Annotated in this window: 21 protein-coding genes; 8 read left to right on the top strand and 13 right to left on the bottom strand. The window is 70.5% G+C overall.

The features are described from left to right. Nucleotides 1–19 precede the first annotated feature (19 nt). The 7 genes from A3IC_RS0134745 to A3IC_RS0134775 form a co-directional block, all read right to left on the bottom strand. On the bottom strand, nt 20–1,033 hold the full coding sequence (locus A3IC_RS0134745) for an LLM class F420-dependent oxidoreductase (protein ID WP_020554691.1): 1,014 nt from the start codon (nt 1,031–1,033) through the stop codon (nt 20–22). A 236-nt stretch (nt 1,034–1,269) separates the two neighbouring features. Then, nucleotides 1,270–2,169 (bottom strand): hypothetical protein, encoded by a 900-nt coding sequence (locus A3IC_RS0134750; protein WP_020554692.1) that lies wholly within the window; start codon nt 2,167–2,169, stop codon nt 1,270–1,272. A 180-nt stretch (nt 2,170–2,349) separates the two neighbouring features. Next, entirely contained in the window at nt 2,350–3,384 is a 1,035-nt protein-coding gene (locus A3IC_RS0134755) for a hypothetical protein (RefSeq protein ID WP_020554693.1), read from the bottom strand. Nucleotides 3,385–3,495: 111 nt separating this feature from the next. Continuing rightward, nucleotides 3,496–4,491, bottom strand: coding sequence for a hypothetical protein (locus A3IC_RS0134760; RefSeq protein ID WP_020554694.1), 996 nt, complete (start codon nt 4,489–4,491; stop codon nt 3,496–3,498). A 240-nt stretch (nt 4,492–4,731) separates the two neighbouring features. Next, on the bottom strand, nt 4,732–5,844 hold the full coding sequence (locus A3IC_RS71575) for an N-acetylmuramoyl-L-alanine amidase (protein ID WP_020554695.1): 1,113 nt from the start codon (nt 5,842–5,844) through the stop codon (nt 4,732–4,734). Further along, nucleotides 5,834–7,108 (bottom strand): hypothetical protein, encoded by a 1,275-nt coding sequence (locus A3IC_RS0134770; RefSeq protein WP_026219089.1) that lies wholly within the window; start codon nt 7,106–7,108, stop codon nt 5,834–5,836. Before A3IC_RS0134770 ends, A3IC_RS71575 begins: the two co-directional genes overlap by 11 nt. A 174-nt stretch (nt 7,109–7,282) precedes the next feature. Next, entirely contained in the window at nt 7,283–7,921 is a 639-nt protein-coding gene (locus A3IC_RS0134775) for a class I SAM-dependent methyltransferase (protein ID WP_020554697.1), read from the bottom strand. Between the two features lie 238 nt (nt 7,922–8,159). Between A3IC_RS0134775 and A3IC_RS0134780 the strand changes: the two genes are divergently transcribed. Next, nucleotides 8,160–10,364, top strand: coding sequence for an acyl-CoA dehydrogenase family protein (locus A3IC_RS0134780; RefSeq protein WP_020554698.1), 2,205 nt, complete (start codon nt 8,160–8,162; stop codon nt 10,362–10,364). A gap of 78 nt (nt 10,365–10,442) precedes the next feature. Continuing rightward, a complete protein-coding gene (locus tag A3IC_RS0134785) occupies nt 10,443–11,645 on the top strand; it encodes a lipid-transfer protein (RefSeq protein WP_020554699.1) in 1,203 nt (400 codons plus the stop codon). A 231-nt stretch (nt 11,646–11,876) separates the two neighbouring features. On the opposite strand, the gene A3IC_RS63050 is transcribed toward A3IC_RS0134785, so the two are convergent. Further along, nucleotides 11,877–13,166 carry an NYN domain-containing protein gene (locus A3IC_RS63050; protein WP_079026865.1) on the bottom strand — a complete coding sequence of 430 codons (1,290 nt, stop codon included), beginning with the start codon at nt 13,164–13,166 and terminating at the stop codon, nt 11,877–11,879. A 181-nt stretch (nt 13,167–13,347) separates the two neighbouring features. On the opposite strand from A3IC_RS63050, the gene A3IC_RS0134795 reads away from it, so the two are divergent. Continuing rightward, nucleotides 13,348–15,039, top strand: coding sequence for a long-chain-fatty-acid--CoA ligase (locus tag A3IC_RS0134795; RefSeq protein WP_026219090.1), 1,692 nt, complete (start codon nt 13,348–13,350; stop codon nt 15,037–15,039). Between the two features lie 27 nt (nt 15,040–15,066). Here the strand turns inward: A3IC_RS0134795 and A3IC_RS0134800 are convergent, their stop codons facing one another. The 4 genes from A3IC_RS0134800 to A3IC_RS0134815 all read right to left on the bottom strand — a co-directional run bounded on the left by A3IC_RS0134800 (nt 15,067) and on the right by A3IC_RS0134815 (nt 18,446). Further along, nucleotides 15,067–15,711, bottom strand: a complete 645-nt coding sequence (locus A3IC_RS0134800; RefSeq protein WP_020554703.1) for a LysE family translocator — start codon at nt 15,709–15,711, stop codon at nt 15,067–15,069. A gap of 79 nt (nt 15,712–15,790) precedes the next feature. Beyond that, complete coding sequence (merB, locus tag A3IC_RS0134805) at nt 15,791–16,441, bottom strand: organomercurial lyase (protein ID WP_020554704.1); 651 nt, start codon at nt 16,439–16,441, stop codon at nt 15,791–15,793. Continuing rightward, the gene (rarD, locus tag A3IC_RS0134810; protein ID WP_052173952.1) at nt 16,438–17,418 is read right to left on the bottom strand and encodes an EamA family transporter RarD; all 981 of its coding nucleotides are present in this window, start codon (nt 17,416–17,418) and stop codon (nt 16,438–16,440) included. Before rarD ends, merB begins: the two co-directional genes overlap by 4 nt. Before the next feature lie 122 nt (nt 17,419–17,540). Then, entirely contained in the window at nt 17,541–18,446 is a 906-nt protein-coding gene (locus A3IC_RS0134815; RefSeq protein WP_020554706.1) for an SDR family NAD(P)-dependent oxidoreductase, read from the bottom strand. Between the two features lie 213 nt (nt 18,447–18,659). Between A3IC_RS0134815 and A3IC_RS0134820 the strand changes: the two genes are divergently transcribed. The 4 genes from A3IC_RS0134820 (at nt 18,660) to A3IC_RS0134830 (ending at nt 22,903) form a co-directional block, all read left to right on the top strand. Next, nucleotides 18,660–19,325, top strand: a complete 666-nt coding sequence (locus tag A3IC_RS0134820; RefSeq protein ID WP_020554707.1) for a TetR/AcrR family transcriptional regulator — start codon at nt 18,660–18,662, stop codon at nt 19,323–19,325. Between the two features lie 114 nt (nt 19,326–19,439). After that, entirely contained in the window at nt 19,440–20,474 is a 1,035-nt protein-coding gene (locus A3IC_RS71580) for a helix-turn-helix domain-containing protein (protein ID WP_245599754.1), read from the top strand. Beyond that, nucleotides 20,453–20,557 carry a DUF397 domain-containing protein gene (locus tag A3IC_RS71585; protein WP_245599756.1) on the top strand — a complete coding sequence of 35 codons (105 nt, stop codon included), beginning with the start codon at nt 20,453–20,455 and terminating at the stop codon, nt 20,555–20,557. Before A3IC_RS71580 ends, A3IC_RS71585 begins: the two co-directional genes overlap by 22 nt. Nucleotides 20,558–21,337: 780 nt before the next feature. Next, complete coding sequence (locus A3IC_RS0134830) at nt 21,338–22,903, top strand: ABC transporter substrate-binding protein (RefSeq protein WP_245599755.1); 1,566 nt, start codon at nt 21,338–21,340, stop codon at nt 22,901–22,903. Nucleotides 22,904–23,011: 108 nt separating this feature from the next. On the opposite strand, the gene A3IC_RS58265 is transcribed toward A3IC_RS0134830, so the two are convergent. Then, nucleotides 23,012–23,713 carry a PaaI family thioesterase gene (locus A3IC_RS58265; RefSeq protein ID WP_020554709.1) on the bottom strand — a complete coding sequence of 234 codons (702 nt, stop codon included), beginning with the start codon at nt 23,711–23,713 and terminating at the stop codon, nt 23,012–23,014. Nucleotides 23,714–23,861: 148 nt separating this feature from the next. Between A3IC_RS58265 and A3IC_RS0134840 the strand changes: the two genes are divergently transcribed. Further along, entirely contained in the window at nt 23,862–24,722 is an 861-nt protein-coding gene (locus tag A3IC_RS0134840) for a MaoC/PaaZ C-terminal domain-containing protein (protein WP_020554710.1), read from the top strand. Nucleotides 24,723–25,047 lie beyond the last annotated feature (325 nt).

The following is a 25,047-nucleotide window of genomic DNA, read 5'->3' on the forward strand; positions in this document are numbered from 1 at the left end:
CCGACCCGGCCGGTGCCGGTCAACTCGCGAGCTCGGCCAGCAGTTCGAGGGCTTCGTGGTTGCGGGTGGTGACGATCATGTCGGTGACGTGCGGGTCCGCGGCCCAGGCGGTGAAGCGCTCGCGGATGCGGGCGGCCGGGCCGACCAGGGCGATCTCGTCGACGAACGCGCTCGGGACGGCGGCGATCGCCTCGTCCCGCTTGCCGGCCATGAACAACTCCTGGATTCGGTCCGCCTCTTCGGCGTAGCCGAACCGACGCATCAGGTCCGCGTGGAAGTTCTTGTTCTTCGCGCCCATCCCGCCGACGTAGAAGCCCATCGCCGCCTTGATCGGGTACATCGCCTGCTCGACGTCGTCGCCGAGGGCCACCTGCACCATCGGCGCGATCCGGAAGCCGGCCGGCTTGTCGCGCAGCGCGTCCGCGTACACGTCGGGCCGGGTCGGCGCCCAGTGCAGCGGCAACCATCCGTCCGCGATCCGCGTGGTCAGATGTACGTTCTTGGGCCCCTCGGCGCCGAGGAAGATCGGCAGGTCGGTGCGCAGCGGGTGGGTGATCGACTTGAGCGGCTTGCCGAGCCCGCTGCCGTCCTCGCCCGTGTACGGGTGCCGGGCGTACCGGCCCTCGGCCACCACGGGTCCCTCGCGGCGCAACACCTGGCGGATCACGTCGACGTATTCGCGGGTGAAGGTCAGCGGGCTCTTCGGGAACGGCCGCCCGTACCAGCCCTCGACCACCTGCGGGCCGGAGAGCCCCAGGCCCAGGATCATCCGGCCTCCGGAGAGGTGGTCCAGGGTCAGGGCGTGCATCGCGGTCGCGGTGGGCGTACGCGCGGTCATCTGGGTCACCGCCGTGCCCAGCTTGATCCGCGAGGTGTGGGCGGCGATCCAGGTCAGCGGCGTGAAGGCGTCCGAACCCCAGGACTCGGCGGTCCACACCGCGTCGAACCCGAGCTGCTCGGCCTTTTGCGCCAGCTCGACGAAGCCGGCGGACGGGCCTCGGCCCCAGTACCCGAACGTCAGACCCAGCCTCATGGCGTTACCTCCACGGAGTAGCACGGCGAATCGCCTCCGCAGACTAGAACACGTTTTACTTTCTTGGGAGACCGGCTCCCTCCGGTCCCGTCTCGGTCCCGGCTCGCACCCGTCTCGGGCCCTGTGTCCGGCACTTCCTCCGGGCACGCGAAAGGGCGCCGTCCGGTGTGGACGACGCCCTTCGTGTTGCCGAGTCGCGGTGTCTCGGTACTACCGGTTCCTCGGGAGCACCGGTGTCACGAGCGCTGAATGCCGATCGTGTTCTGGAGCACGCCGCGCACGTTGTCGACCTCGACCAGCAGGCCGTTGGGGTGCTCGGCCACCGCCAGGTACCAGACGCCCGTGTTCAGGACGCCCTTCTCCTGGTTGGTGTGCTCGTCCAGCATCGGGCGCGAGTCCGGCACCGAGAACCAGAACGGCTGGAACGGTGCGTGGGCGCCGCCGGGCGCACCACCCGGGGCGGGCTGCTGCACGCCGCCGGGGCCCTGCGGACCCTGCGGGCCGGGACCGCCGAAGCCGCCCTGCGGACCCTGCGGTGCCGGGCCGCCGAAGCCGCCCTGCTGCGGGGCGCCGCCGTACGACTGCGGACCCTGGGGGCCGCCCTGGGGACCCTGCGGGCCGCCGTAGGGCGCGCCGCCGTACTGCTGCTGACCCTGCGGGCCGCCGTACTGACCCTGCGGGGCGGCCGCGGGGCCGGCCGCGCCGAGCAGCGGTGCCTGGAGGGCGGGCATCACCGTGGTGGCGATCATCGTCGCGACGAGGACGATGACAAGCAGGATGAGGAAGATGCCACCGATCCCCATCTCGATGCCGAGGTCACTGTCCGCCTGCGAGATCGACCACAGCGCGGAGATCGGCGCCAGGATCGTGAGCGGCAACGCCCACTGACGCGCGGTCAGACCGAGGATCTGCTTCTCCCGGAGTTGAGGGAGCAGGCCACCGAGGATGAACAGGGCGGCGGCGATGATCGGCGTGAGAACCACGACGAAGACGGTCGGCGCGAGGTGCGAGGACCACGCGTTGAAACCTTCGTCCGAATGCGTCGACTTGATGTAGTTGAAGAACGAGAAGATGAAGATGAGCACGGCGGCGACCCCGATGACCGCGTCGCCACGCGAAAGCTTTCTGACGTCCACTAATACTCCTCCCGAGGGGGATGGGCGCCGACAGCGTACGGGGGCGACCCAAGTCGTGCCACCGACGTCGCCCCCGCGCGTCCTCGGTGCATTGGTCCGGGGACACTGTGCCAGACGAGGGAACGATCTGTACCCCGACCCCACGCGACGCGCCGTATGGGGGCATTTTTTCGAAGATGTCTATTCGCCCCGCTGAATACCCGTCAGATCAGCCAACACGCCCTGTAGGCCGTCGATATCGATGACGATGCCGCCGTCTCGAACACCCACCGCGAGATACCACACACCGGGGTGCAGGGTGGCCACCGCGTCGCCGGAGTGCTCCAGCGGGTGCAGCGGCCTCGGTTCGGGCACGGCCAGCCAGTACTGCTCGAAGGTGCCCGGGTCGCCGGATTCCGATGCCGTGGTCCGCGCGTCCAATGCCGCGGGGGCCGGCTCCCGGTCGGGTGCGGCCGGCTCCGGGGCGTCGTCCTGCTTGAACAGCAGCACCGGCGGCTGGACCGCGGGCGGCTGCATCGGCGGCGTCTGCGGCGGGGGAGTGTTGCCCGACGGCCCGTAGACCGGCGGTGCGACGGGCGGCGGGATCGGGAAGCCACCGGTGCCGGGCGGGCCGGGCGGGTATCCGCCGGGAGCACCCGGGAAGCCACCACCGGGGTAGCCCTGCCAGTTGTTCTCGCGCGGGCGCACCAGCGGGGCGTTGAGCCCGCCGATCCGGTCGACCGTCAGCAGCAGCAGCGCCTGGAGCACGGCGAAGCCCGCCAACCCCCACGCGCCCCAGCCGTGTCCGGCCTCCACGGTCGCCTGTGTGTCGCCGTTGGTGCGGGCGTAGTCCTCGGCGAAGCGCGCCAGCTTCTCGTAGCCGCCGTCCGCGCCGAACACGGCCCACACCGCGCTCCACGCCGCCGCGACACCCAGCGCGATGCCCCACTGCCGAAGGGCGAGGCCGCAGAACTGGATCTCGGTCGGCTGCGGCGATCCGGACCGGAAGGTGTACCGGCCGATCAGCAGCAACACCAGCGAGATCGAGGACAGCAGCACGACGGCGGGCGCCAGCGGCGAGAAGTCACCGATCCACGCCGAATAGTCCTTGCTTCCCTCGACGACCTGTTTGCCCTTGGCGGTCACCGTGTACCAGGGGAGAAACGAGAAGACCAGAACTCCGATCGCCGCTGTCGCGACGATCAGATCACCTCGGGTGACGCCTTTGCGTGGCATCGTGCTCCTCCCTGACGGGGCTTTCGTACTGCTCGAAATTGCCGTGCGCCTGCTGGATCCGGTCCGGTGCCGGTGCGGTCGCCCGCACCGGCACCGGAGCCTGACGTACCGTCATTCTCCGCGCTGAATCCCGGAGACGTCGCTCAGGACCCCTCGAACGCCGTCCACCTCGACCAGGACACCACCCGGGTGCGGGGCGACCGCGAGGTACCACTGGCCGGTCTGCAGTGTGGCCACCGGCTCCTTGGACAGGCCCTCGGTGGGCGCCAGCGGCCGGGCCTCCGGAACGGCGAACCAGTACTGCGCGAACTCCTGTGTGGCCGGGGCCGGCTGCCCGCCGGCGACCGGTGCGGCGCCGGAACCGGTGCCGGCACCCGCACCGGTGACGTCCGGCGGCGGCATGTGGGCCGGCACGCCGGCCATCGGTGCGCCGGTGCCGGTACCGGCGCCCGGGACCGGGTAGGCGGGCGGCGGGTAGGCGCCGGTGGCGTTCGGCAGCGGGTAGCCGGTGCTCGGGTCGACCGGGACCGGGTAGCCGCCCGTACCGTTCGGCGGCGGGTAGCCCCAGGGCTGCTGCGGGACCGGGCTGAACAGCGGCGCGGCCAGGCTGGGGATGCGATCCCCGATGATCAAAAAGAGCGCCGCGATGAGCCCGGCCACCATCATCAGCCACGCGAAGACGGTGGGTCCCGCGTCGACCGAGTCCGAATCCTCGAAGATCTCGCCGATCACGCCGCCCACCCCGAACGGGGCGAAGAAGCCGCTGATCGCGCCGGTGACACTGAACGCGATCGCCCACTGACGCGGTGCCAGACCGAGCACCTGCCTGTCCGGCTGAGCCACGAAGCGGCCGATCACCAGGAGCAGTGCGGCCAGCAGCGGCACCAGCACCACGGCTGGCATCAACGGGTAGAAGTTGACCGTCCAGGCGTTCCAGCCCTTCGTCCGGCTGCGGTCGCTGCCGAACGGGTTGTCACTGTCGTCGCTGCCACTGCTGCGGTCGAAGGCCGCGCTGACTTCGTAGTATTTGAAGAACGAGAAGATGAAGATCAGGACGATCGCGAGAATGACGATCGCATCGCCCCTCGTGATCCCTTTCCGGTTCAACGTTTCTCCTTAACAGGTACGGAGGGGACGTGACGTCGACGGCACGGGGCGCGCCGGACGACGTGCGGTGCGTGGACGGCTCGCGCCGGGCCCGATCGTGCGGCTCACGGCGATCGGTGGCCCGACCCGGAACCGTCCGGTGGTGCATGGCGCGCGTGGACGCCGCGAACCGGGGACCGTCACCGGCGCGTGCGCGACGAGGACGGTCGGAAAGACCCTAGGGGACGGCCGACCCGCGGCTCACGTCCCCTTCAGGAGATAGGCCGTGATCCCCGTCGCGATCCCGGACGCGGCGCGTTCGCGCCAGTTCGGGTCGGTGAACTGCGCGGCGTCCGTGGCGTTGCGCATGTTGCCGCATTCGATGAACACCTTGGGTCGGGTGGACAGGTTCAACCCGCCGAGGTCGGTGCGGGTGACCAGACCGTCCTGGGTGCCGAGGTAGGTCGCCGGGCTGGTGCCGGTGGCCGCCCGGAAGGCGGCGGCCAGCGTGCTGCCCAGGGCACGCGAGGGAGCCAGGATCGGTGTGGTGTCGACGTTCTTGTCCTTGACCGAGGCGGGCAGGATGACGTGGAAGCCGCGCCCGCTCGCCGGTCCGCCGTCCGCGTGGATGGACACGATCGCGTCCGCCTCGGCCGCGTTGCCGCGCGCCGCCCGCTCGTTCACGCACGGACCCCACGCCTCGGTCTCCCACGTGTAGAGCACCGTCGCGCCCTGGGCCTCCAGGAGGCGCTTGGCCCGGTGCGCCACGTCGAGGGTGAACTCGGCCTCGGTGTAGCCCTTGTCGGTTTCGGTGCCGGTGGTGTCGCACTCCTTGGTCAACCCGCCCGCGTACACCTGCTTGTTGATCTCGCGGGAGTGGCTCCCGTTGCCCGGATTGTGGCCCGGATCGATCATCACCACACGACCGGACAGCGGAAGCCCGGTGGTGCCGGCGCGCGGTGGGGGCGGGCCGGCCGAGGTGGTGGGCGCGGCGATCGTCGGTGCGGTGGACGGCTGCTGCCCATCCGGCGGGGTGGTCGGCGCCGGCACCGGCGCCCGGCCGGCCGCCCCGGAGTCGGGCCCGGTGCCCGGCGCGGCGGTGGTCGCCGGGCTCGCCGGCGCATGCGCGGCGCCGGTGCGGCCGGCGTCGTGTCCGTTTGGCCAGGCCACCGCGATCGTGGTGATGCCGGTGGCGGCGAGCGCGAGCGCGAGCACGGTCAGGGTGACCCGGCGGCGCCGGCGCAACCGGTCGCGCGCGGCCTCCGACCGGGCCTCGTGCGAGGCGGGGTGGCCGAAGAAGCCGGCTCCGGAGCGGGGGTCCGCGTCGCGGGCGTCGTCGGGACGGCCGCGGTCGTCGCGGCGGTCAGAGGTCAAGTTCGCTCCTGGACGTGAGGCCGTAGCGCGACGCGACGGTGTTCCAGGTGTCGACGAACGACTTCTTCGCGCTCGACGCCTCGGCGCTGATCGTGGCGCCGTCGTCGTACAGCGACCGGGTGCCCGGACAGCCCGAGTCGGCGGCCGACTGGGCCCATGCGGCGAAGGCCCGGTCGGCGCGGGCCGAGGCGGTCCAGGCGGTGCGCAACGTCGGCGCGGCGGATTGCAGTTCGGGGACGCCGTCGAAGCGCATCGCGTCCAACTGGGTGACCAGTTGATCGCGTTGTGCGGCGGCGTCGAGCAATGCGGAGCGGGACGCGGCCAGCGACGAACAGGAGCCGACGTTGTTCACCGCGTCGATCACCGATTGCCGGGACGAACCGCTGCGCGAGATCAGCGAGTCCAGCGCGGTGGCCTGGGCCCGGGCGTCCGGCGCGGCGGTGGTCGGCGGCGGCGTGGTCACCGCCGAGCCCTGCGACGGGGGCGTGGCCGGGGGCAGTCCCGACTGCCCGCCCGAGCCGGTGCCGGAGGGCGTGGGCGAGCCGGCCGAGGACTGTCCGGCGCTCTCCGACCCGTGCGCGGCCGGTGTCGTCTTGTCGTCCTCCCACGGCCGCAGCGCGAACAGTGTGCCCAATGCGGCGACGAACACCACGGCGACCACGATGAACAGCAGCGTGCGTTCGAACGAGGGGCCGGGCGGGGCCGGCGAGAGCGGGCCGGGCGGCGGTGGGGTGGCGCCGCGATACCAGTCCGGCGCGGCGGGCACGTCGCGCGCCGGGGGCATGCCGTAGCCGTGCACGGGCGTGTGCGCCGCGTCGGCGAAGGTGCCGCCCGGGGGCAGCGGCGAGGGGCCGCGCTCGTGCTGGAACCAGTCGGCGGGCGGCGCCGACTCGCCCGGCGGCACGGCCGGGCGGGGCAGCGGCGGTGGAGCGGGAACCGGCCACGCCGGCGGCGGCGGGCCGGCGGGCAGACCTCGGGCGGCCGGGTTGTCCACCGTGTCCTGCTCCGCGGGCGGCCGAGGCGGCCCGGTCGGCTGCGGCTGCCCGGCGGGTCGTGGCGGGCCGGCGGCCGGAAGGTGTGCGGTCGGCTGGTGGTGCGGGCGCGGCGGCACGTCCGGATTCACCGCGGTCGGCGCCGCGGTCACCCGGCGGCGCACCCAGCCGCCCACGCCGCCGTTGGCCGCCCGGTCCCAGACGGTCTCGAATTGTTCGCCCTCCGCCGCCGGTTCACCGGGCCGGTCGTCGTGCTGGTGTTGATCGGACATCAAGATCCCCCCGCGTCCTTCCCGGATCGGCATTGTCCCAGCAAACGGGACCCGCGCGGGACCGGATCCGATTGCTTTCGGGAATCGAATCAGGCTCGAATCGATCTTGACCGGATGTGCCACCGCATGATCGACGCGGCGGCGCGACCGCTCGACCGCTCGACCGCGGATCGCTCAGATGCCGGGCGCGATCCGCCGCAGCACCCGCAACGACCCGTCGCCGGGCAGCTCCTCGAAGGCGCCGGACGCCAGCGCGCGCAGGTAGACCCGGTACGGCGCCTGGCCGCCGTCGGCCGGATCCGGGAACACGTCGTGGATCAGCAGCAGTCCGCCGACCGCCACGTGTGGCGCCCAGCCCTCGTAGTCGCCCTGCGCGTGCTCGTCGGTGTGCCCGCCGTCGATGAACACCAGGCCCACCGGGGTGTTCCACAGCGGCGCGATCACCCGGCTGTGTCCGACCAGGGCCACCACGTACGGCTCCAGGCCGCTTCGGTACAGCGTGCGCCGAAAGCGCGGCAGGGTGTCCATCACGCCGACCTCGGGGTCGACCAGGGTCGGGTCGTGGTACTCCCAGCCGGGCTGCTGCTCCTCGGAGCCCCGGTGATGGTCGAGGGTGACCACCACGGTGCCGGCGTCCCGGGCGACCGCGGCGAGCAGGATCGTCGAGCGCCCGCAGTAGGTACCGAGTTCGACCAGCGGGCCGACCTTGGCGGCCTCGGTCGCCGCCGCGTACAGCGCGTCACCCTCGTTCGCGGGCATGAATCCGGTGGCGGTCTCGAACGCGGCCCGCACGGCTGGGTCGATGGTGCTCATCCTGGGGTTCTCCTTGATCGGGGCCGGGCCCGGCCCTGCCCGGCGGATCCCGGCGGGCCGCCGGACGGCGCCCGGCGCACCGGGTCGGTGCGACCCCGGGGCCGCCATGCTGCCGCAGCCGCGTTCGCGACACCGTGTCGGGGGCCACATCCAAGCCCTCGACCCGACTTCGGTCTCCCGATTAATTGAAACGGGTTCTACTATCGCAAGTACTGGACCGAGTCACGGAAGGCGCGATATGGCCATCGGCATCACGGAGGAGCATCGCTCCCTGGCGGAATCGGTACGCGGATGGGTGCAACGTGTTGCACCCATCCAGGAGGTGCGCCGGGTGCTGGAGGCGGAGACCGAGGAACGGCCCGGCCACTGGGCCGGACTCGCCGAGCAGGGACTGCTCGGCATGCATGTCGCGGAGGAGTTCGGTGGCGCGGGCTACGGCCTGGTGGAGAGCGTCGTGGCGCTGGAACAGGCCGGCCAGGGCATGCTGCCCGGCCCGTTCCTGCCCACCGTGCTGGCCTCGGCGCTGATCCAGGCGGACGGCGGCGACGCGGCCAAGGAACTGCTGCCGGGCCTGGTGGACGGCTCCCTGATCGGCGCGGTCGCGTCGAACCCGGGCACCGTGGTGGCGGCCGAGGAGGCGGGCGGCCTGCGGGTGAGCGGGGTGGCCACGCCGATCCTGGGCGGCGCGCTCGCCGACGTGCTGGTACTGGCCGCGCGCCGGGCCGACGGCACGCCGGCGTACGTGGTCGTGGATGCCGCGGATGTGGCGGTGCGGGCGCTCAAGAGCGTGGACCCGACCCGGCGCAGCGCCGAGGTCACGGTGGACACCGTGGTCCCGGCCGGGCGCGTGCTCGGCGGCGTGGACGAGGACCTGGCCCGCGACCTCGCGGCCGTTCTGTTGTCCGCGGAGGCGTGCGGAGTGGCCGCGTGGGCGCTCGGCACGGCGACCGAATACGCCAAGGTGCGTGAGCAGTTCGGCCGGCCGATCGGTCAGTTCCAGGCGATCAAGCATCTGTGTGCGGACATGCTGGTGCGGGTCGAGCAGTCGCGCGCGGTCACCTGGGACGCGGCGCGCGCGATCGACGCGGGCTCGGACGCGCCGACCCGGTCGCTGACCGCGGCGATCGCGGCGACGTACGCGATCGAGGCGGCCTTCACCACCACCAAGGACTGCGTGCAGATCCTCGGCGGGATCGGCTTCACATGGGAGCACGACGCGCACATCTACCTGCGCCGGGGCCTGACCCTGCGGCAGTACGCCGGACCCGCCGCGTTCTGGCGGCTGCGGGTGACCGAGCTGGCGAGCGCCGGGGCGCGCCGCGACCTGGTCCTGGACCTGCCCGCGGAGGCGGAGAGCCTGCGCGACACCGCGCGGGCGATCCTGGCCGAGGTGGCCGGCGAGTCCGGCGCGGAGCAGCGCGCCCGGTTGGCCCCGCTGGGTTATGCCGCGCCGTACCTGCCCAAGCCGTACGGCATCGGCGCCGGGCCGGTCGAGCAGTTGGTGATCCAGCAGGAGATGAAGGCGCTGGGCGTGCGGCTGCCGGACATCACCATGGGCAACTGGGTGATCCCGTCGCTGATCGCGTATGGCACCGCGGCCCAGCAGGAGCGGTTCGCGCCGCCGACGCTGCGCGGCGAGATCCAGTGGTGCCAGCTGTTCTCCGAGCCGGGTGCGGGTTCGGACCTGGCCGCGATCAGCACCCGGGCGACCAAGACCGAGGGCGGCTGGCTGATCAACGGCCAGAAGGTGTGGACCTCGCGGGCCCGCGAGTCGCAGTGGGGCATCCTGCTCGCGCGCACCTCGCCGGACAAGCCCAAGCACGAGGGCCTGACGTACTTCATCGTGGACATGGCCGCGGCGGGTCTGGACATCCGGCCGCTCAAGGAGATCAGCGGCCTGGCGATGTTCAACGAGATCTTCCTCGAAGACCTCTTCGTCCCGGACGACATGGTGGTCGGCAAGGTCGACGAGGGCTGGCAGGTGGCCCGCAACACGCTGGGCAACGAGCGCGTGCACATGGGCGCGGGCAGCTCGTTCGGCGCCGGCATCGCGAACCTGGTCGAGGCGGTGAACGGTCCGGCGGGCGAGTTCGTGGACGGCGGCTTCCGCGAACGGCTGGGTGCGCTGGTGGCCGAGGCGTCCTCGCTCGCGCTGATCGAACTGCGCACCACGCTGGCCCGGTTGTCCGGTCTGGAGCCGGGCGCCGGTGCCTCGGTGCGCAAGCTGGTCGGCACGCCGCACCAGCAGCGCGAGTCCGAGCTGTCCCTCGAACTGCTCGGCCCGCTGGGCGCGGTGGACGAGGGAGCCGGGCAAAAGGCCGCGTTCGGGTTCCTGATGAGCCGCTGCCTGACCATCGCCGGCGGCACCACGCAGGTCCAGCTCAATGTGGTCGGCGAACGCATCCTCGGGCTGCCGAGGGACCCGCAGCCCACCGAGAAGTAGTCCTTTTTCCTTCCTCATCCGATCAGTGGATCCGTTCGTGGATCCGTCGAGTGGATCCGTTCAGTGGGAGTTCGCGACATGGCACAAAAGGCGTACATCGTCGGCGTCGGCATGACCAAGTTCGAGAAGCCGGAGAGCCGCGACTGGCAGTACTGGGACATGGTCAAGGAGGCCGGCGACAAGGCCCTGGCGGACGCGGGCGTCGGCTACGACCTGGTCGAGCAGGCGCCGGTCGGCTACTGCTTCCAGGCGTCCACCGCCGGCCAGCGCGCCGTGTACGAGCTGGGCCTGACCGGGGTGCCGGTCTACAACGTCAACAACAACTGCGCGACCGGCTCGTCCGCGCTGATGATGGCCCGCCAGTTCGTCGCCGGCGGGCTGAACGACTGTGTGCTCGCGATCGGCTTCGAGAAGATGAAGCGCGGCTCGCTGGGCGGGGGCGGCGAGGGCGACTTCTCCACGTCGCCGGTCGCCGCGCACTACAAGATCATGGGCGACGCGCACGGGTTCTCGATGACCGCGCCGCCGACCGCGCAGATCTTCGGCAACGCGGCCCGTGAGCACATGGCCCGCTACGGCACCACCGCCGAGCAGATCGCGCACGTGGGCGTCAAGAACCACCGGCACTCGGTGAACAACCCGTACGCGCAGTTCCAGGCCGAGTACTCGCTCGAAGAGGTGCTCGGCGCCAAGGAGATCCACGCCCCGCTGACCCGGCTCCAGTGCTCGCCCACCTCGGACGGCGCCGCCGCGGCGCTCGTGGTCAGCGAGCGCTTCGTGCGCGAACACGGCCTGCAGGACCAGGCGATCGAGATCGTGGCGCAGTCGATGACCACCGACACCGAGGAGAGCTTCGCCTCGAAGACGTGCATCGACGTGGTCGGCAAGCCGATGTCGGCCGCGGCCGGCCGGCAGGTCTTCGAGCAGTCCGGCCTGGGCATCGAGGACGTCGACGTGATCGAGCTGCACGACTGCTTCTCGATCAACGAGATCCTCACCTACGAGGCGTTGGGCATGTGCGGCGAGGGCGAGGGCGGCAAGCTGGTCGCCGAGGGCGCCACCACGTACGGCGGTCGCTGGGTGGTCAACCCGTCCGGCGGCCTGATCTCCAAGGGCCACCCGCTCGGCGCCACCGGCCTGGCCCAGGCCGCCGAGATCAGCTGGCAACTGCGCGGGCTGGCCCAGGCCCGCCAGGTCGCCGACGCCAAGGTCGGCCTGACCCACAACATCGGCCTCGGCGGCGCCGCCGTCGTGGGCCTGTACCGCCGCGGCCAGTTCTGACCGCAGTGCCCCGGGCGGCCCGGGTCGGGCCGCCCGGGGCACGATGCGTACGCGGGCTCGCGGTGGGCTTCGCCGAGGCCAGGGTGGAGGCGTTCCCGAAGCCGTCGACGCGGAGCGGCCGGCGTCCGAGGTGATCGTGGTCGAGGTGGGCTCGCCGTGCTTCACCGAGTCGCGCGCCGCGGTGCAGTCCTCGTGACGGGTACGACGCGGGCCGCACCCGTCACGGTTTCGTTATGCGTTGTCGGGGCCCGAGACGGTGGTGAGGTCCGGGGTGAGGCGCGGGGCGGGGCCGTGCAGCCACTCGGCCAGCAGGGCGCGTTCGGTGTCGTTGAGGTACAGGCGGGCGTTGGCGCACAGGGTCTCGACGTTGCGTAGGAACGCGCCGGCCAGGTCGTCGGCGGAGGCGACCGGGTGGGCGGTGGAGGACCAGTAGCCGGAGTAGACCAGGCCGGTGGTCACGAACGCGATCGCCTTGCGGGCGATGGTCTGCATACGTTCGGCGCACCGGTCGCGGACCGCGCCCGAGGTCTGGTTGCCCTGGAAGCCGTTCTCGCTGACCTCGGCGTGCAGTTCCTCGAAGAGCACCTGGTACTCCTCCGGGGAGAGCCGAGGTGCCCCGGTGACCGTGGCCACCCGGTCGATCAGGTCGCGGACCGGCTCGCGCACGTGGTCCATCCGACCCTGGCCGTTGGGGCGGGCCGAGGGCGGCTGATGTCGGGTGCGGTCGTAGATGTAACCCGGTGGGACCCGGCTGATCAGCAGCTTCTCGTCGGCGCCCTGCTCCAGCATCAGTTCGAGCAGGGACGAGAAGGTGGCCGCGCCGCCCCAGCGGGTGCGGGTGACCTGCTCGCGGCCGACCTGCTGGAGCACCGAGTGGGCCAGCGTCGCGAGCACGATCGGCTCGTCCGATCCGCCGAGTTGCGCGCGCACGTGCGCCATCACCTGCTCGCGCACGCCCTCGTCGGCCGGCGCGACGTCGATCTCGTCGCGCAGCGCCCGCTCGATGAACTCCTGGTCGCTGATCACCACGTCGCCCGCGGCGACGTACGCCTGGGCGGCCGGTCCGCTGGCGATCACCATGGTGCGCCGGTCGTGGCTGCGCAGCCGCAGCAGCACGGGCGTGAAGTCCGCGTCCGCGCTCATGATGATGACCTCGTCGAACCGGGTCGAGTGCTGGAGCGTGTCGAGTACGTCCATCACCATGTGGATGTCCGCACTGTTCTTGCCCCGGCCCGTCAGCGGCGGGCAGTCGATCACGCGAAAGGCCGACCGCGTGAAGAAGGCCCGGTAACGGTCGTGCATGACCGGGTTGAGGTAACAGTTGCGCACGAGCAGCGATCGGCGCAGGCCACGCTCGATCGCCTCGTTCTCCAACCACTCCAACCACTGGGACGGCTTCCGGGCGAAAATCTCCGCCGAAGCCCGATCCGTCTCGCGCAGCCCGCTGTAAATATTGTCGAAATCAAGAAAAAGCGCGCTGCGAATTCTGCCTGGTATGCCCGAATCCATACTCATGTCCATGCCTGCCTCCCCCGATGCGTACGGCTTCAATCTGTCCGACGCGTCACGTGTGGGCAAGCGAGGCTACTCACGGTCCGGTTGCGATCTTGACCGTCTTCCGATCCGCGCGCACCCGGGCTAGGTTGCGCAGCGAAAGCTTGATCGTGCCATGCAGGTGTGTCTGTCCGTCAGGAGCCGTGCCGTGTCGGGACGTTGGAGCACCACCCTGGACGTACTGCTGCGTGAGCGGGCCACCGATCCCGCTCCCGGCCTCCGCCACGAGGACCTGGCCTGGTCCTGGGCCGAGGTGGTCGCCGAGTCGGCGCGGCGGGCGGCCCTGCTGCGCGCCCTGCGGGTCGAGGGCCGGCCGTGGCACATCGGGGTGATGCTGGAGAACGTCCCGGAGTTTCCGCTGCTCCTGGGCGCCGCGGCGCTGTCCGGCGCGGTGATCGTCGGGCTCAACCCGACTCGGGTCGGCGCCGAACTCGCCCGCGACATCGATCACACGGACTGCTCGCTGGTGATCACCGACGCGACGCACCTGGAGCAGTTGCGCGCCGCGGCGCCGGACTTCCCGGCGGACCGGCTGCTGTGCGTGGACGACGCGTCCTGGGCGGCGGCGCTGGAGCCGTACGCGGGAGCCGAGCCGCCGGTGGAGCGGCCGAGCGCCGACGACACCTTCATGCTGATCCTCACCTCCGGGACGACCGGTCACCCCAAGGCGGTGATCTGCTCGCAGGGCAAGATCGCCGTGCAGGGTGCGAGCGTGGTGGCGATGGAACGGCTCACCGGCGCGGACGTCGCGTACTGCGCGATGCCGCTGTTCCACTCCAACGCGATCGTCACGTGCTGGGCGCCCGCGGTCGCCGCCGGGGCCGAACTGGTGCTGCGCCGACGCTTCTCCGCGTCCGGCTTCCTGCCCGACGTGCGGCGGTTCAAGGTCACCTACGCCAACTACGTGGGCAAGCCGCTGTCGTACATCCTGGCCACGCCCGAGCGTGCGGACGACGCGGACAACCCGCTCACCCGGGTGTTCGGCAACGAGGGCGGACCGCAGGACGTCGAGCGCTTCGCCCGGCGGTTCGGCTGCACGGTGCGGGACGGGTTCGGCTCGACCGAGGGCGGCCTGTCCTTCGTACCGGTCCCGGACATGCCGCCGGGGGCGCTGGGCCGGCCGAACGGCGAGATCCGGATCCTGAATCAGGACACGCGCGAGGAGTGCCCGCCGGCGGCCTTCGACGCCGAGGGTCGGATGACCAATCTCGAGGACGCGGTCGGCGAACTGGTCAACATCGGCGGCGCGGGGTCCTTCGAGGGCTACTACAACAACCCGGCGGCGACCGCGCAGCGCATGCGCGAGGGCTGGTACTGGAGCGGTGATCTGGCCTACCGCACCGAGGACGGCCTGGTCTTCTTCGCCGGCCGCAGCGGCGAATGGCTGCGCGTCGCGGGGGAGAACTTCGGTGCGGCGCCGGTGACCCGGATCCTGTCCCGGCATCCGGACGTCGCGCTCGCCACGGTGTACGGCGTGGCCGACGAGGCGGCGGGCGACCAGGCGATGGCGGCCCTCGTCCTGCGTGAGGGCGCGCGCTTCGAACCGGACGGGTTCGCCGAGTGGTTGGCGGCGCAATCGGACCTGTCCGGGGCATGGCACCCGCGCTACGTCCGGATTGCCGCAGCGCTCCCGCAGACCAGCACGAACAAGATCCTGACCCGGGTCCTGGTCCGCCAGGGCTGGTACACCGGCGCCGACGAACTGTGGTGGCGCGACACCAAGGAGGGTCCGTACCGTCCGTTCACCGAGGCCGACCGCAAAATCCTGGAGACGGCCTTCGCGGACCGAGGCCGGGCACACGTCCTGGCGCTGCTGGATCGGGGACCCGGCGAGGGGTGACGTGTCGATCGGGATCTCGGCGGCGCCTCAGCCGTCGGTTGCGGCGAGGGTGATGCCGAAGCCGGCCATGACGGTGCCGGTCGAGGCGTCGAGGGCGCGGCGGAAGCGGGGCCGGCGGAGCTTGGTGCGCAGGCTGTTCGCGCCGAGGATGATCGCCGTGAACCACAACATGCCCTCGATGTCGTGGACGAGCGCGAGCAGTATCCCGAAGGCGAGATGCGGAGCGCCCGAGGGCACGAACTGCGGGATCATCGCCATGTAGAAGACGCCGACCTTGGGATTGGTCAGCGACGTGAGCACGCCGCGTCCCCATGCGGACCACAATCCGGGAGCGGCCTTGGTGCCGGCCACCGGGGCGGCCTCGACGTCGGTGTACCGGTTCACCCACGCGGCGCGCAGCAGTCCGTACGCGAGCCACAGCAGGTAACAGGCGCCGAGGATCCGCAGACTTGTATAGGCGAGCCGGGAAGTGGTCAGCACGGCCGAGACGCCGGCCGCCGCGGCGGCACCCCAGACCAGGGTCCCGGAGCCTATGCCGAACGCGGTGGCGAACCCGTGTCGAGGCCCGCGCGCGAGCGCCGCCCGCAGCACGATCGCGGTATCCGGGCCGGGGATTATCGTCAGCAGCCCGGCCACCAGGGCGAACGAGGCGAGGTGGGTCAACACGTCCATGCGGTCATGCTGCCGGCCCCTCCCGAGGGCCCCGACGGCGACCGGCGACCGGCCGCGCGACCTGCCGGCACTCGTCCTCTCACAGACCCCAGAAGCGGCCTTCGAGGCCCACCGAGGCGAAGTAGGCCGCCGCCGTGGCCGGGTCGCGGCGTTCGTAGCCTCGGTGCAGGCGGCCCTCGTACCAGTGTTCGGCCAGGCGCCACAGCGTGGTGAGGTCGAGGAAGTAGCCACGCCTTTGGCCGGTGCGGGCGAGCCAGCCGGCCACGCAGCCCTCGTCGCAGAACAGCCGCTGGTTGCCGCACGCGTGCACCACGTCGTCCCACAGTGTGGTGATCGGGACCAGGAAGTGCGCCACCTCGTCGCCCTTGGGCGGTTGTTCGGTGCCCACGTTCCAGGCGAGGGCCCGCTCGCAGCCCGGGCAGCGGGTCGCGACCAGCACCTCCTCGCCCACCAGATGCGGTATCGCGAAGGAGTCCCACGCGCAGCCGCCCCACCACAGCGTGCGCGAACCCATCACCGAGAAGCCCAGCGGGACCGCGCTGAACGGATGCGCCATCACGATCGCCTCATCGCGCAGCACGATGTGCCGCTGTTCGTGCAGGGTCCACAACCCCGAGCGCACGGTGAGTTCCGAGACGCCCAGAATCGCGGCCAGTTCCTGATCCGACGGCGCCCGCCCGGTGTCGGCGAAGCCTCGATAGACCGCCAGGCGCAATTGTTCGACGCTCACGAGGTGGCCTCTCGTTCGGGCGCGGCGGTGACCGGGGTCTCCCGGGGCGCGGAGGCGACGGTGGCCCCGGACCCCCGCGTGGACGGGCGGACGGCGACCCGATTGCGGCGGGACTGGCGGATCGCGTCGTAGGTCAGCACGGCCAGCGCCGTCCACACCAGGGCGAAGCCCGCCCACCGGGCCGCGGGCATCGGCTCGTGGTAGACCGCGACGCCGATCCCGAACTGGATGATCGGGGCCAGGTATTGCAGCATGCCGATCGTGCTCAGCGGCACCGTGTTCGCGGCGACCGCGAAGCACAGCATGGGGATGACGGTGATCAGCCCTGCCGTCATCAACATCAACGCCTGTGGCGTGCCCTCGTGCCCGAACGTGCCCTCGCCGGTCCAGGCCAACCAGGTCAGGTAGCCCAGCGCGGGCAGGAACATCACGGCCGTCTCGGCCGTCATCGAGTGGGTGGCGGGCAGGTTCATGCGCTTCTTGACGTAGCCGTAGGTCGCGAACGACGCGGCCAGGGTCAACGCGATCCAGGGCACTCGGCCGTAGGCGACGATCAGCACCACCACCGCCGCGACGCCCATACCCACGGCCGTCCACTGGATCGCCCGCAGCCGCTCGCCGAGCACCACGACACCGATGCCGATCAGCACCAACGGCGTGATGAAGTAGCCCAACGAGGTCTCCACGACCTGGTCGTGGTTGACGCCGTAGATGTAGGCGCCCCAGTTGATCGAGATCATCACGGCGGCCAATGTGACCGTGGCCAGCTTGGCCGGGGCGCGCAGGATCTCGCGGATCCAGGACCACTGCCGGAGCGCGGCGAGCAGGACGACCATGCACAGCAGGGACCAGGTCATCCGGTGCGCCAGGATTTCCACGGCGCCGGCCGGCTTGACGTGGGGCCAGTAGAGCGGAAAGAGACCCCACATGACATAGGCAGCCGTGCCCAGGAGCAATCCGCGTCGTTCTGAACCCATGCCGCCGAAGGTACTGGCGAAGTGGCCTGCCGTCAGGAGCCAATTCGGAATGAGTGGATCCATCCCCGCGCTGCGGGGTGCCGCGGTGCCGAGTGCCGCGAGTGCCGCAGTGCCGCGGTGCCTCAGTCGCCGTCGCGGCTCATGTTCTCCCAACGCTCGTACTCCTCGCGCCGGGCCCGGTCCAACTCGGCGATCATGTCGTAGGCCGCACCGCCCAGGATGATGCGGCGGGGTGGCTCGGGAAGATCGACGAGTCGGAGCAGCACGGCGGCCGCCTTGGCCGGGTCGGCGTCCTTCGACTCGCCCCACATCTCGGCCAGTTCGGCGCGCAGCGGCGCGTACGCCTCGTTCTCGGTGGTCAGCGTCAGGCCGTGGGTGAACAGCGCCGTCTCGTAGCCGCCGGGCTGGATCAGGGTCACCCGCACGCCGAAGGCCGCCACCTCCATGGCCAGGGCGCCCGTCATGTTGTCGAGCGCGGCCTTGCCCGCGCTGTACAGACCGGTGGACGCGAAGCCGACGGCGGAGCCCATCGAACCGATCTGGAGGATGTGCCCCGAACCCTGCTTGCGCAGGTGGGGGACCACGGCCTGGCTCACCCACAGCGCGCCGAAGAAGTTGACGTCCAAGTGCGCTCGGGCCTGCGCCTCGGTCACCTCCTCGACCATCCCGATCAGACTGACGCCCGCGTTGTTGACCACGACGTCGAGCCGACCGAAGGTGGCGACGGCTCGGGCCACGGTGCGGAACACCGCGCCGCGGTCGGTCACATCGAGGGACAGCGGGACGAAGCGGCCGTCGTGCTCGGCGGCCAGATCGGCGAGCGGCCCGACATCCCGCGCCGCGCCGACGACCCGATCACCCGCCGCGAGCGCGGCCTCGGTGAAGGCTCGGCCCAGGCCCCGGGACGCACCGGTGATGAACCAGACACGGGGCTCGCGGTGGGTGGGGTGGGTGACAGCGGAGGTCGTTTCGGTGGTGGCGGCGTGGCTCGTGGCGGTTGCGGTCGTGGCAACGGGGGCGGTGGTCATGAGCGTGGGCTCCTTTGCTTCGGCGGTGTAGAGGGCTTTTCGGTGGCGGCGGCGAATGGTGCGAAGGGTGGGTTGGTTCGGTCCTCGAAAGTTTGACGAGCGGGACTATCCGAGACGAGACGGTTCGTCTCGCTCGGTTGATTGAGCATGCGTCCTTGGGATGGGGATGTCAAGACGAGACGGTTCGTCTCGTCGGTCGGTTAGCATGTGGTCATGACCATCGACAACACGAACGGCGGCACCGACTCCCGCTCGGGCGCCGATACCGATGCCGATACCGACGGCGGCCGTGCCGCCGCCAAGCCGAATCCGTCCCGGCGCAGCGAACAGTCCCGCCGCGCGATCCTCACCGCCGCCCGGGAACTGGTCTCCGAGCTCGGCTTCGCGAAGCTCACGATCGAGGCCATCGCGGCGCGCGCGGGCGTCGGCAAACAGACCATCTACCGCTGGTGGGGCTCCAAGGGCGAGGTCGTCTTCGAGGCGTTCCTGGCGCTGAGCGACCCGGGGGAGGGCATCGTGCTGCCCGATACGGGCGACGTCGAGACGGACCTGAAGTACCTGATGCGCGAGACCGTCGCCGAGTTCGCCGACCCCGCCTTCGAGGCCCCGGTCCGCGCACTCAACGCCGAGATCATCAACGACCCCAAGCTCGCCAGGCTCTACCACGAGAAGATGGCCGCCCCCGTCGACGAGGCCAAGAAGGAACGCCTGCGCAGCGCGCAACGAGCCGGCCAGATCGCCGCCGACGTCGATCTGGACCTGGCTCTCGAACTGCTCTACGCACCCCTGTACCAGCGCTGGCTGCTGCGCTCCGGCCCGCTCACGGAGGAGTACGCCGACAGCCTGGTGGCGCTGACCCTCAAGGCGCTTCGCCCCTGATCCGTCGGCGACAGGAGATACCGCCACGACCCGCCACGGGTGGAGACTCGCGAATCGACCAAATATGTCGATCGAGGTCGTTAGCGTGTGTTCGGTGACCAACTTGGGGGTGTCGTGAAGCGCTCGATCGAGCCGGGGAATCCGGCGTTCGTCTCTGCCCGACACCAGCGTGGGTGGCACTCCCAGCAGCGACTTGCCGACGCCTTCGAGGAGAAGGCAGCCGAATGCGGCTTCCGCATCGGCGTCAGTGTCCGTCAGGTCCGACGCTGGGAGAGCGCAGAACCACCGTGGCCGTCGAGCGATTACCAAACGGTGCTGGAGGCACTGTTCGGACTGCCACTGACCATGCTTGGTTTCTCGCCACCGGTCGGCTCACGTCGCTTCGAGGAGGAAATTGCGAGCGCCCAAGTCGTCGGCATTGTCGAAGGCCTGCACGAGGGCGAGCAGTCCGGGTGGTGGCGCACCGACCCGAACGAAGGATCCGGCGCTCGTGTCGATCGCCTCGTCCGGGTGGAACAGCGGGCGGCGGTCACACGCACATACGAATCCAGTCTGATCCCTGGACCTCTTCAGGTGTACGAGTACGCGGTTGCGGCGATCCGCGCGTATCTGCCGGCGCTACCCGAGGACGAGGTCATCGAGCGGGCACGTAGGCGGACGGAGCGACTGGCCCGATTGCCGGCGCACCCCGATGGGTCACGGGCGCTGTTGTACATCATCGACGAGCCTGTCTTGCATCGGCCCGTCGGCGGCGAAGCGATCCTGCGTGACCAACTCGCTCACTTGCTGATCACCGTCTCCGCGCTGCCCCACGTGCAACTCCGGGTAGTGCCTCTCGCCGCCGGTGGTCATCCCGGCACGGCCGGTCCGTTCGCACTGTTCGACCTCGGGGACCGGCGAGTCGTCTACACCGAGGCACTGACCGGGGCTTCGTGGACTTCGCGGCCGGCATGTCTCGCGGCGTACTCGTTCGCCTACGATCGGCTCCAGGCAGCAGCGCTTACTGCGGACGACTCGATGCAGCTTGTTGCGCAGAGGCTCGCGGAACTGGAGACGGCATGGATGCTCGTGGGCGATGGATCACCAGCAGTCACAGTGGAGGAGAGAACTGCGTCGAGGTCGCAGTTCTGGAAACCGCCGTCGGAGTGAGGGACAGCAAGATTGCCGATTCTCCGGTGATAGCCGTCAGCCCGACCTCATGGGCTTGCCTCACGGAGCTTGCCGGCCGCTGATCGGCGACGCGCAAGCGGACTTCGTCGATCGATTGCGAAGCGGTCCGCCGACCTACGGCCGTGCCTTGGACGTCCGTTCGCTCGGTGCTTCGTGGCGTGTCGGTGGTTCGAGGTCGGGTGCCTCTCGAGGCTGTGCGACATCTCGCTCGGTTCCGAGGCATGGCCCGACCTCACGCTCGCCGAAGCTGTGCTCATCCCGGATTCGAGCATCCTGGCTTTTGCGCGCCGGATCGTGCCTGGCGCTTGTGTGCCGGTCCAGGCTCCGGTCCCGGTCCCGGTCCCGGTCCCGGTCCCGGTCCCGGTCCCGGTCTCGGCTCCGGTCTCGGTCCAGGCTCCGGCTCCGGCGGCGACACGCGTCGAGTGTGGATCGGCGACCGCCGCGCTCGCGAGGTGCTCCCTGTGCGTCCTGCGCCCTGCTTCCGCGCGGCGTGGTCTGTTTGCGGTCGTGGGCCGAGCCCTGTCGTGTGATTCGTCCTCGGCTCGCGTGATTCGGCCCAACTCTGCGCGATGTGGCCTCGGGAGCGCCCGTCGGAGTCGGCGAATACCGCGCCATGGGTCGTCGAGTCAGAGAAACCTGACGGAGCGTCACTTCGGTCGGTGGATTTTGGGGATTGGGGCTGCGGTACCGTCACGGACGGTGCAGAATTGTTATTTGACGGACCGTCAGATTTCTCCTTACCGTGGCCGTATATCCACGTCTGGATCAAGGAAACGACGCCACCCCGCTCCCGGGACGGCGTGCCTTGTGCTTCCCGAACGCAGGAGCGTCCCGTGCGAACCGTGAACTCCACACCCTTCAAAACCCGTCTGCTGCGCCGCTCCGGCGTGCTGGCGGGCCTCGTCGGCCTGACGCTCGGCGCCACCGCGTGCGGTGGCGGCGACGACTCCGGCAGCGGAGCCTCCGGCTCGATGACGGTGCTCATCACGCAGGAGGCCAAGGGCATCGACCCGATCATGACCACGGTGTCCTCCCTCACCGGCGGAAACCAGGCCGCGGCCGTGTTCGACATGCTCTTCTGGATCAACCCCAAGACCGGCAAGGCGGAACCGCAGATCGCCGAGAGCGCGACCGCCGGCGAGGGCAACTCGGTCTGGACGATCAAGCTCCGGCCCAACGTCAAGTTCTCCGACGGCACCGCGCTCGACGCCGAGGCGGTCAAGTTCAACTGGGAACGGCACGCCGACCCGGCGAACAGGTCGGTACAGTTCACCGCCGTCAAGGGGATGAAGTTCGACGCGGTCGACGCGCAGACCGTCAAGGTCACGCTGCCCGCGCCGAATGCCCACTTCGACCTGGTCGTCGCCCACAACCTCGCCTTCATCGGATCGCCCACGGCGATCCGGGCCGATCCCAAGCTGTTCGCGCAAAAGCCGGTCGGCGCGGGCCCGTTCAAGCTCAAGACGTGGATGCGCGACTCGCAGCTCACGCTCGAGCGCAACGGCTCGTACTGGGGCCAGGGCAAGCCCGCGCTCAAGGAACTGATCTTCAAGCCGGTGATGGACCAGAAGCAGCGCTTGGCCGCGCTGTCCTCGGGCCAGGCCCAGTTGATGACGACGGCGCACTTCCCGTCGACCGAGCAGGCCAAGAAGGACGGCATGACGGTCACGCTCGATCCCAAGAGCGGCGGCTTCATGACCATGTTCGACACGTCCAAGCCGCCGTTCAACGACCCGCGCGCCCGCCGCGCGTTCGCGTTGATCATGAACCCGGACGATCGCAACCAGACGATCCAGGGCTCGCCGGGCCAGACGCTCAAGAGCCTGTTCCAGCCCGCGTCGCCGTTCGCCAACCCGGATGCGGTGTACGCGACCAACAACCGCGCCGAGGCGCAGAAGCTGCTCGACGAACTGGCCGCCGAGGGCAAGCCGCTGAGCTTCACCTACACGACCAACAGCAGCGCGAGCGCGCGGATGACGGCCGAGTACTGGCTCACCCAGATCAGCGGCATGAAGAACATCACGATGAAGACCGAGTTCCTCGAAGGCGCGGCCTACATCCAGAAGGTGCTGATCAACAACGACTTCCAGGCCTCGGAGTTCGTGATCACCTTCGACGAGCCGGAGCCGGTGCTGTACAACTTCACCCACTCCAAGGGCTCGGAGAACCGCACCAAGTGGAACAACCCCACCGTGGACAAGGCGCTCGACGCGGCCCGTAACACCGACGACCCGGCGGTCCGCAAGGCCGCGTACCAGAGCGTGCAGGCCGAGATCGTCAAGGACGTCCCGTTCTTCTCCTACGAGAAGTCCTTCGCGGCGGCGGTCCAGGGCAAGAACACCAGGATCGAGGGCCTGTCGCTGTTCGAGGACGGCCTGATCCTCTTCGACCGGATCGCGCTCAAGTAGTCACGAAGGCGCCTTCGGTCGCGACCGCGAACGCACCGATCGGCCGAGCCGACCCGGTGCAGTGACACCACGTCAGGGACGCACCCACCGTGCGTCCCTGACGCCGTGTCAGGCCCGCGCCGGGCGGATGAACAGCGCCTCGGCGTCCGCTACCAGCACCCCATCCGCGTACGAGCGGGCGGTGACCCACGCCTTGCGCCCTTCCACGCGCGTGACGCCCGCCTCGTAGTCGATGCGGGTGTACAGCGGCGTCGCCCGGCGCATCCGCACGGTCAGCCACCCGGTCATTCCGAGCGTGCCCGCGCCGGATTGCGCGCAGCCCATCACCTCGTCGAAGGCCGCCGCGACATATCCGCCGTGCACGCGCCCGTACGGCCCCTCGTACGCGGCGCCGAACGTCGCATGCGCTCGCACCAGCGGCCCGTCGCCGGTGATCCGCATCGGCGGCGCGAGCGGGTTCGCGGCGCCGATGAGTGGGCTGCGTTCGTGCAACGCGAGATCGCGCGGGGTCGGTGTGCCGTCGCCCACACGGGCCAGTAGAGCGATGCGATCGGCCAAATCTGATACATCGTCAGCTACGCTTTCCAGCGTGCTTTCGGCATCCTCGGGATCGACCGACTTCACCGCCTCGATCAGGCGGCGGGTCGCCTCGGCCAACCGGTGCCGCGCCGCGCGACCGGCGCCGTCCGGCTCCGGTTGGGGTGTCCAGGTCAGCCGCAACTCGCGCAACACGTCGGCCGATACCGGCGGATCGAGGGCCTCGATGGGTTCGATGGTGCTTGCGGGTTCGGGGGCTGCGGCGGTGGTCATTGTCGGCTCCCGGGTGGGGTGGCCCTGGCTTCGGCCGGGCGAATGGCCGATCATTGCATGTAAAAAGAACGAGTTCTAGTTTTGACGGGCCGCCGTCGCCGGCGGTGTCGTCGTAGTACCGAGTCGCAGTCACAGCAGAGGAGACATCATGCCGATCGATGCCGCGAAGGCCACCGGAGCCGAGCCCCGCACGGGCGAGATCGCCTGGTCGAACAAGGACGTGATCCTCTACCACCTGGGCCTGGGTGCGGGCACCCCGGCCACCGACGCGGACGAGCTGCGCTACACGTACGAGAAGAACCTGCACGTGCTGCCGACCTTCGCGACCGTGGCCGGCACCAAGGTCGGCGGCAGCCTCTCCGCGCTGCCCGGCATCGACATCAACCTGCGCGCGGTGCTGCACGGCGGCCAGGAGATCGTCGTGCACAACCCGCTCCCGGCCAAGGCCAAGGGCGTCAAGGCGACCAGCCGGGTCGCGGACGTGTACGACAAGGGCAAGGCCGCCGTGATCGTGCTGGAGTCGTCGGCCGAACTCGAGGACGGGACCAAGCTGTACGACTCCCGCGCCGAGATCTTCGTGCGCGGCGAGGGCGGCTTCGGTGGCGAGCGCGGTCCGGTGACCAAGATCGACGTGCCCGAGCGGGCGGCCGACCACACCATCGACGTGCCGACGAGTGCGGACCAGGCGCTGTTGTACCGCCTGTCCGGCGACTGGAACCCGCTGCACGCCGATCCGGACTTCGCCAAGGCGGCCGGCTTCGACACCCCGATCCTGCACGGCCTGTGCTCGTACGGGCTGACCCTGAAGGCGGTCGTGGACAACGTGCTGGGCGGCGACGTTTCGCGGGTCAAGCGCTACCGCACCAAGTTCGCCGGCATCTTCTTCCCGGGCGAGACCATGCGGATCCGGGTCTGGGAAGAGGACGGCAAGCTGCTGATCAACACCTCCGCCGTCGAGCGCGACGACGCGATCGTGCTCTCGGACACGGTGGTGGAGTACGGGGCCTGATGGGGCGGGGTGCGGGGCGGGGGTGGCTGAGGCAGGCTGAGTCGCGGCGGTAGTCGGGGCGGGTGACGGGGGCGCGGTGTGGCGCCGGCGGGGGCGGGGCGGGGTGCGCAGGCTGCGCCGGCGGGGGTTGGGGGTGCGGGTGCACTTGGGCCGGGGGCGCGGGTGTGACGAGTGCACTTGGGCCGGGGCGGGGGTGCGGCGAGACGAGGGTCGCGAGGAAGCGAGCACGGGCGGCGGGGGTCGGGGGTGCGGGCGGTGCGGGTGGCCGGAGTCGCGGCGGGGGCGTTGCTGCTTGTTGGGCGCCTTCGGCGCCGGCTCGCGAGGC

This window comes from Embleya scabrispora DSM 41855, assembly GCF_000372745.1.
GTDB classification, from domain to species: Bacteria; Actinomycetota; Actinomycetes; order Streptomycetales; family Streptomycetaceae; genus Embleya; species Embleya scabrispora.

Coding starts and splice junctions, on each gene's coding strand:
- A3IC_RS0134775 (WP_020554697.1), bottom strand. CDS start 7,921: ATGAGCACCATCGACCCAGCCGTGCGGGCCGCGTTCGAGACCGCCACC.
- A3IC_RS0134815 (WP_020554706.1), bottom strand. CDS start 18,446: ATGACCACCGCCCCCGTTGCCACGACCGCAACCGCCACGAGCCACGCC.
- A3IC_RS0134840 (WP_020554710.1), top strand. CDS start 23,862: ATGCCGATCGATGCCGCGAAGGCCACCGGAGCCGAGCCCCGCACGGGC.
- A3IC_RS0134820 (WP_020554707.1), top strand. CDS start 18,660: ATGACCATCGACAACACGAACGGCGGCACCGACTCCCGCTCGGGCGCC.
- A3IC_RS0134770 (WP_026219089.1), bottom strand. CDS start 7,108: ATGTCCGATCAACACCAGCACGACGACCGGCCCGGTGAACCGGCGGCG.
- A3IC_RS0134800 (WP_020554703.1), bottom strand. CDS start 15,711: ATGGACGTGTTGACCCACCTCGCCTCGTTCGCCCTGGTGGCCGGGCTG.
- A3IC_RS0134745 (WP_020554691.1), bottom strand. CDS start 1,033: ATGAGGCTGGGTCTGACGTTCGGGTACTGGGGCCGAGGCCCGTCCGCC.
- A3IC_RS0134780 (WP_020554698.1), top strand. CDS start 8,160: ATGGCCATCGGCATCACGGAGGAGCATCGCTCCCTGGCGGAATCGGTA.
- A3IC_RS58265 (WP_020554709.1), bottom strand. CDS start 23,713: ATGACCACCGCCGCAGCCCCCGAACCCGCAAGCACCATCGAACCCATC.
- A3IC_RS0134755 (WP_020554693.1), bottom strand. CDS start 3,384: ATGCCACGCAAAGGCGTCACCCGAGGTGATCTGATCGTCGCGACAGCG.
- A3IC_RS0134785 (WP_020554699.1), top strand. CDS start 10,443: ATGGCACAAAAGGCGTACATCGTCGGCGTCGGCATGACCAAGTTCGAG.
- A3IC_RS63050 (WP_079026865.1), bottom strand. CDS start 13,166: ATGGACATGAGTATGGATTCGGGCATACCAGGCAGAATTCGCAGCGCG.
- rarD (WP_052173952.1), bottom strand. CDS start 17,418: ATGGGTTCAGAACGACGCGGATTGCTCCTGGGCACGGCTGCCTATGTC.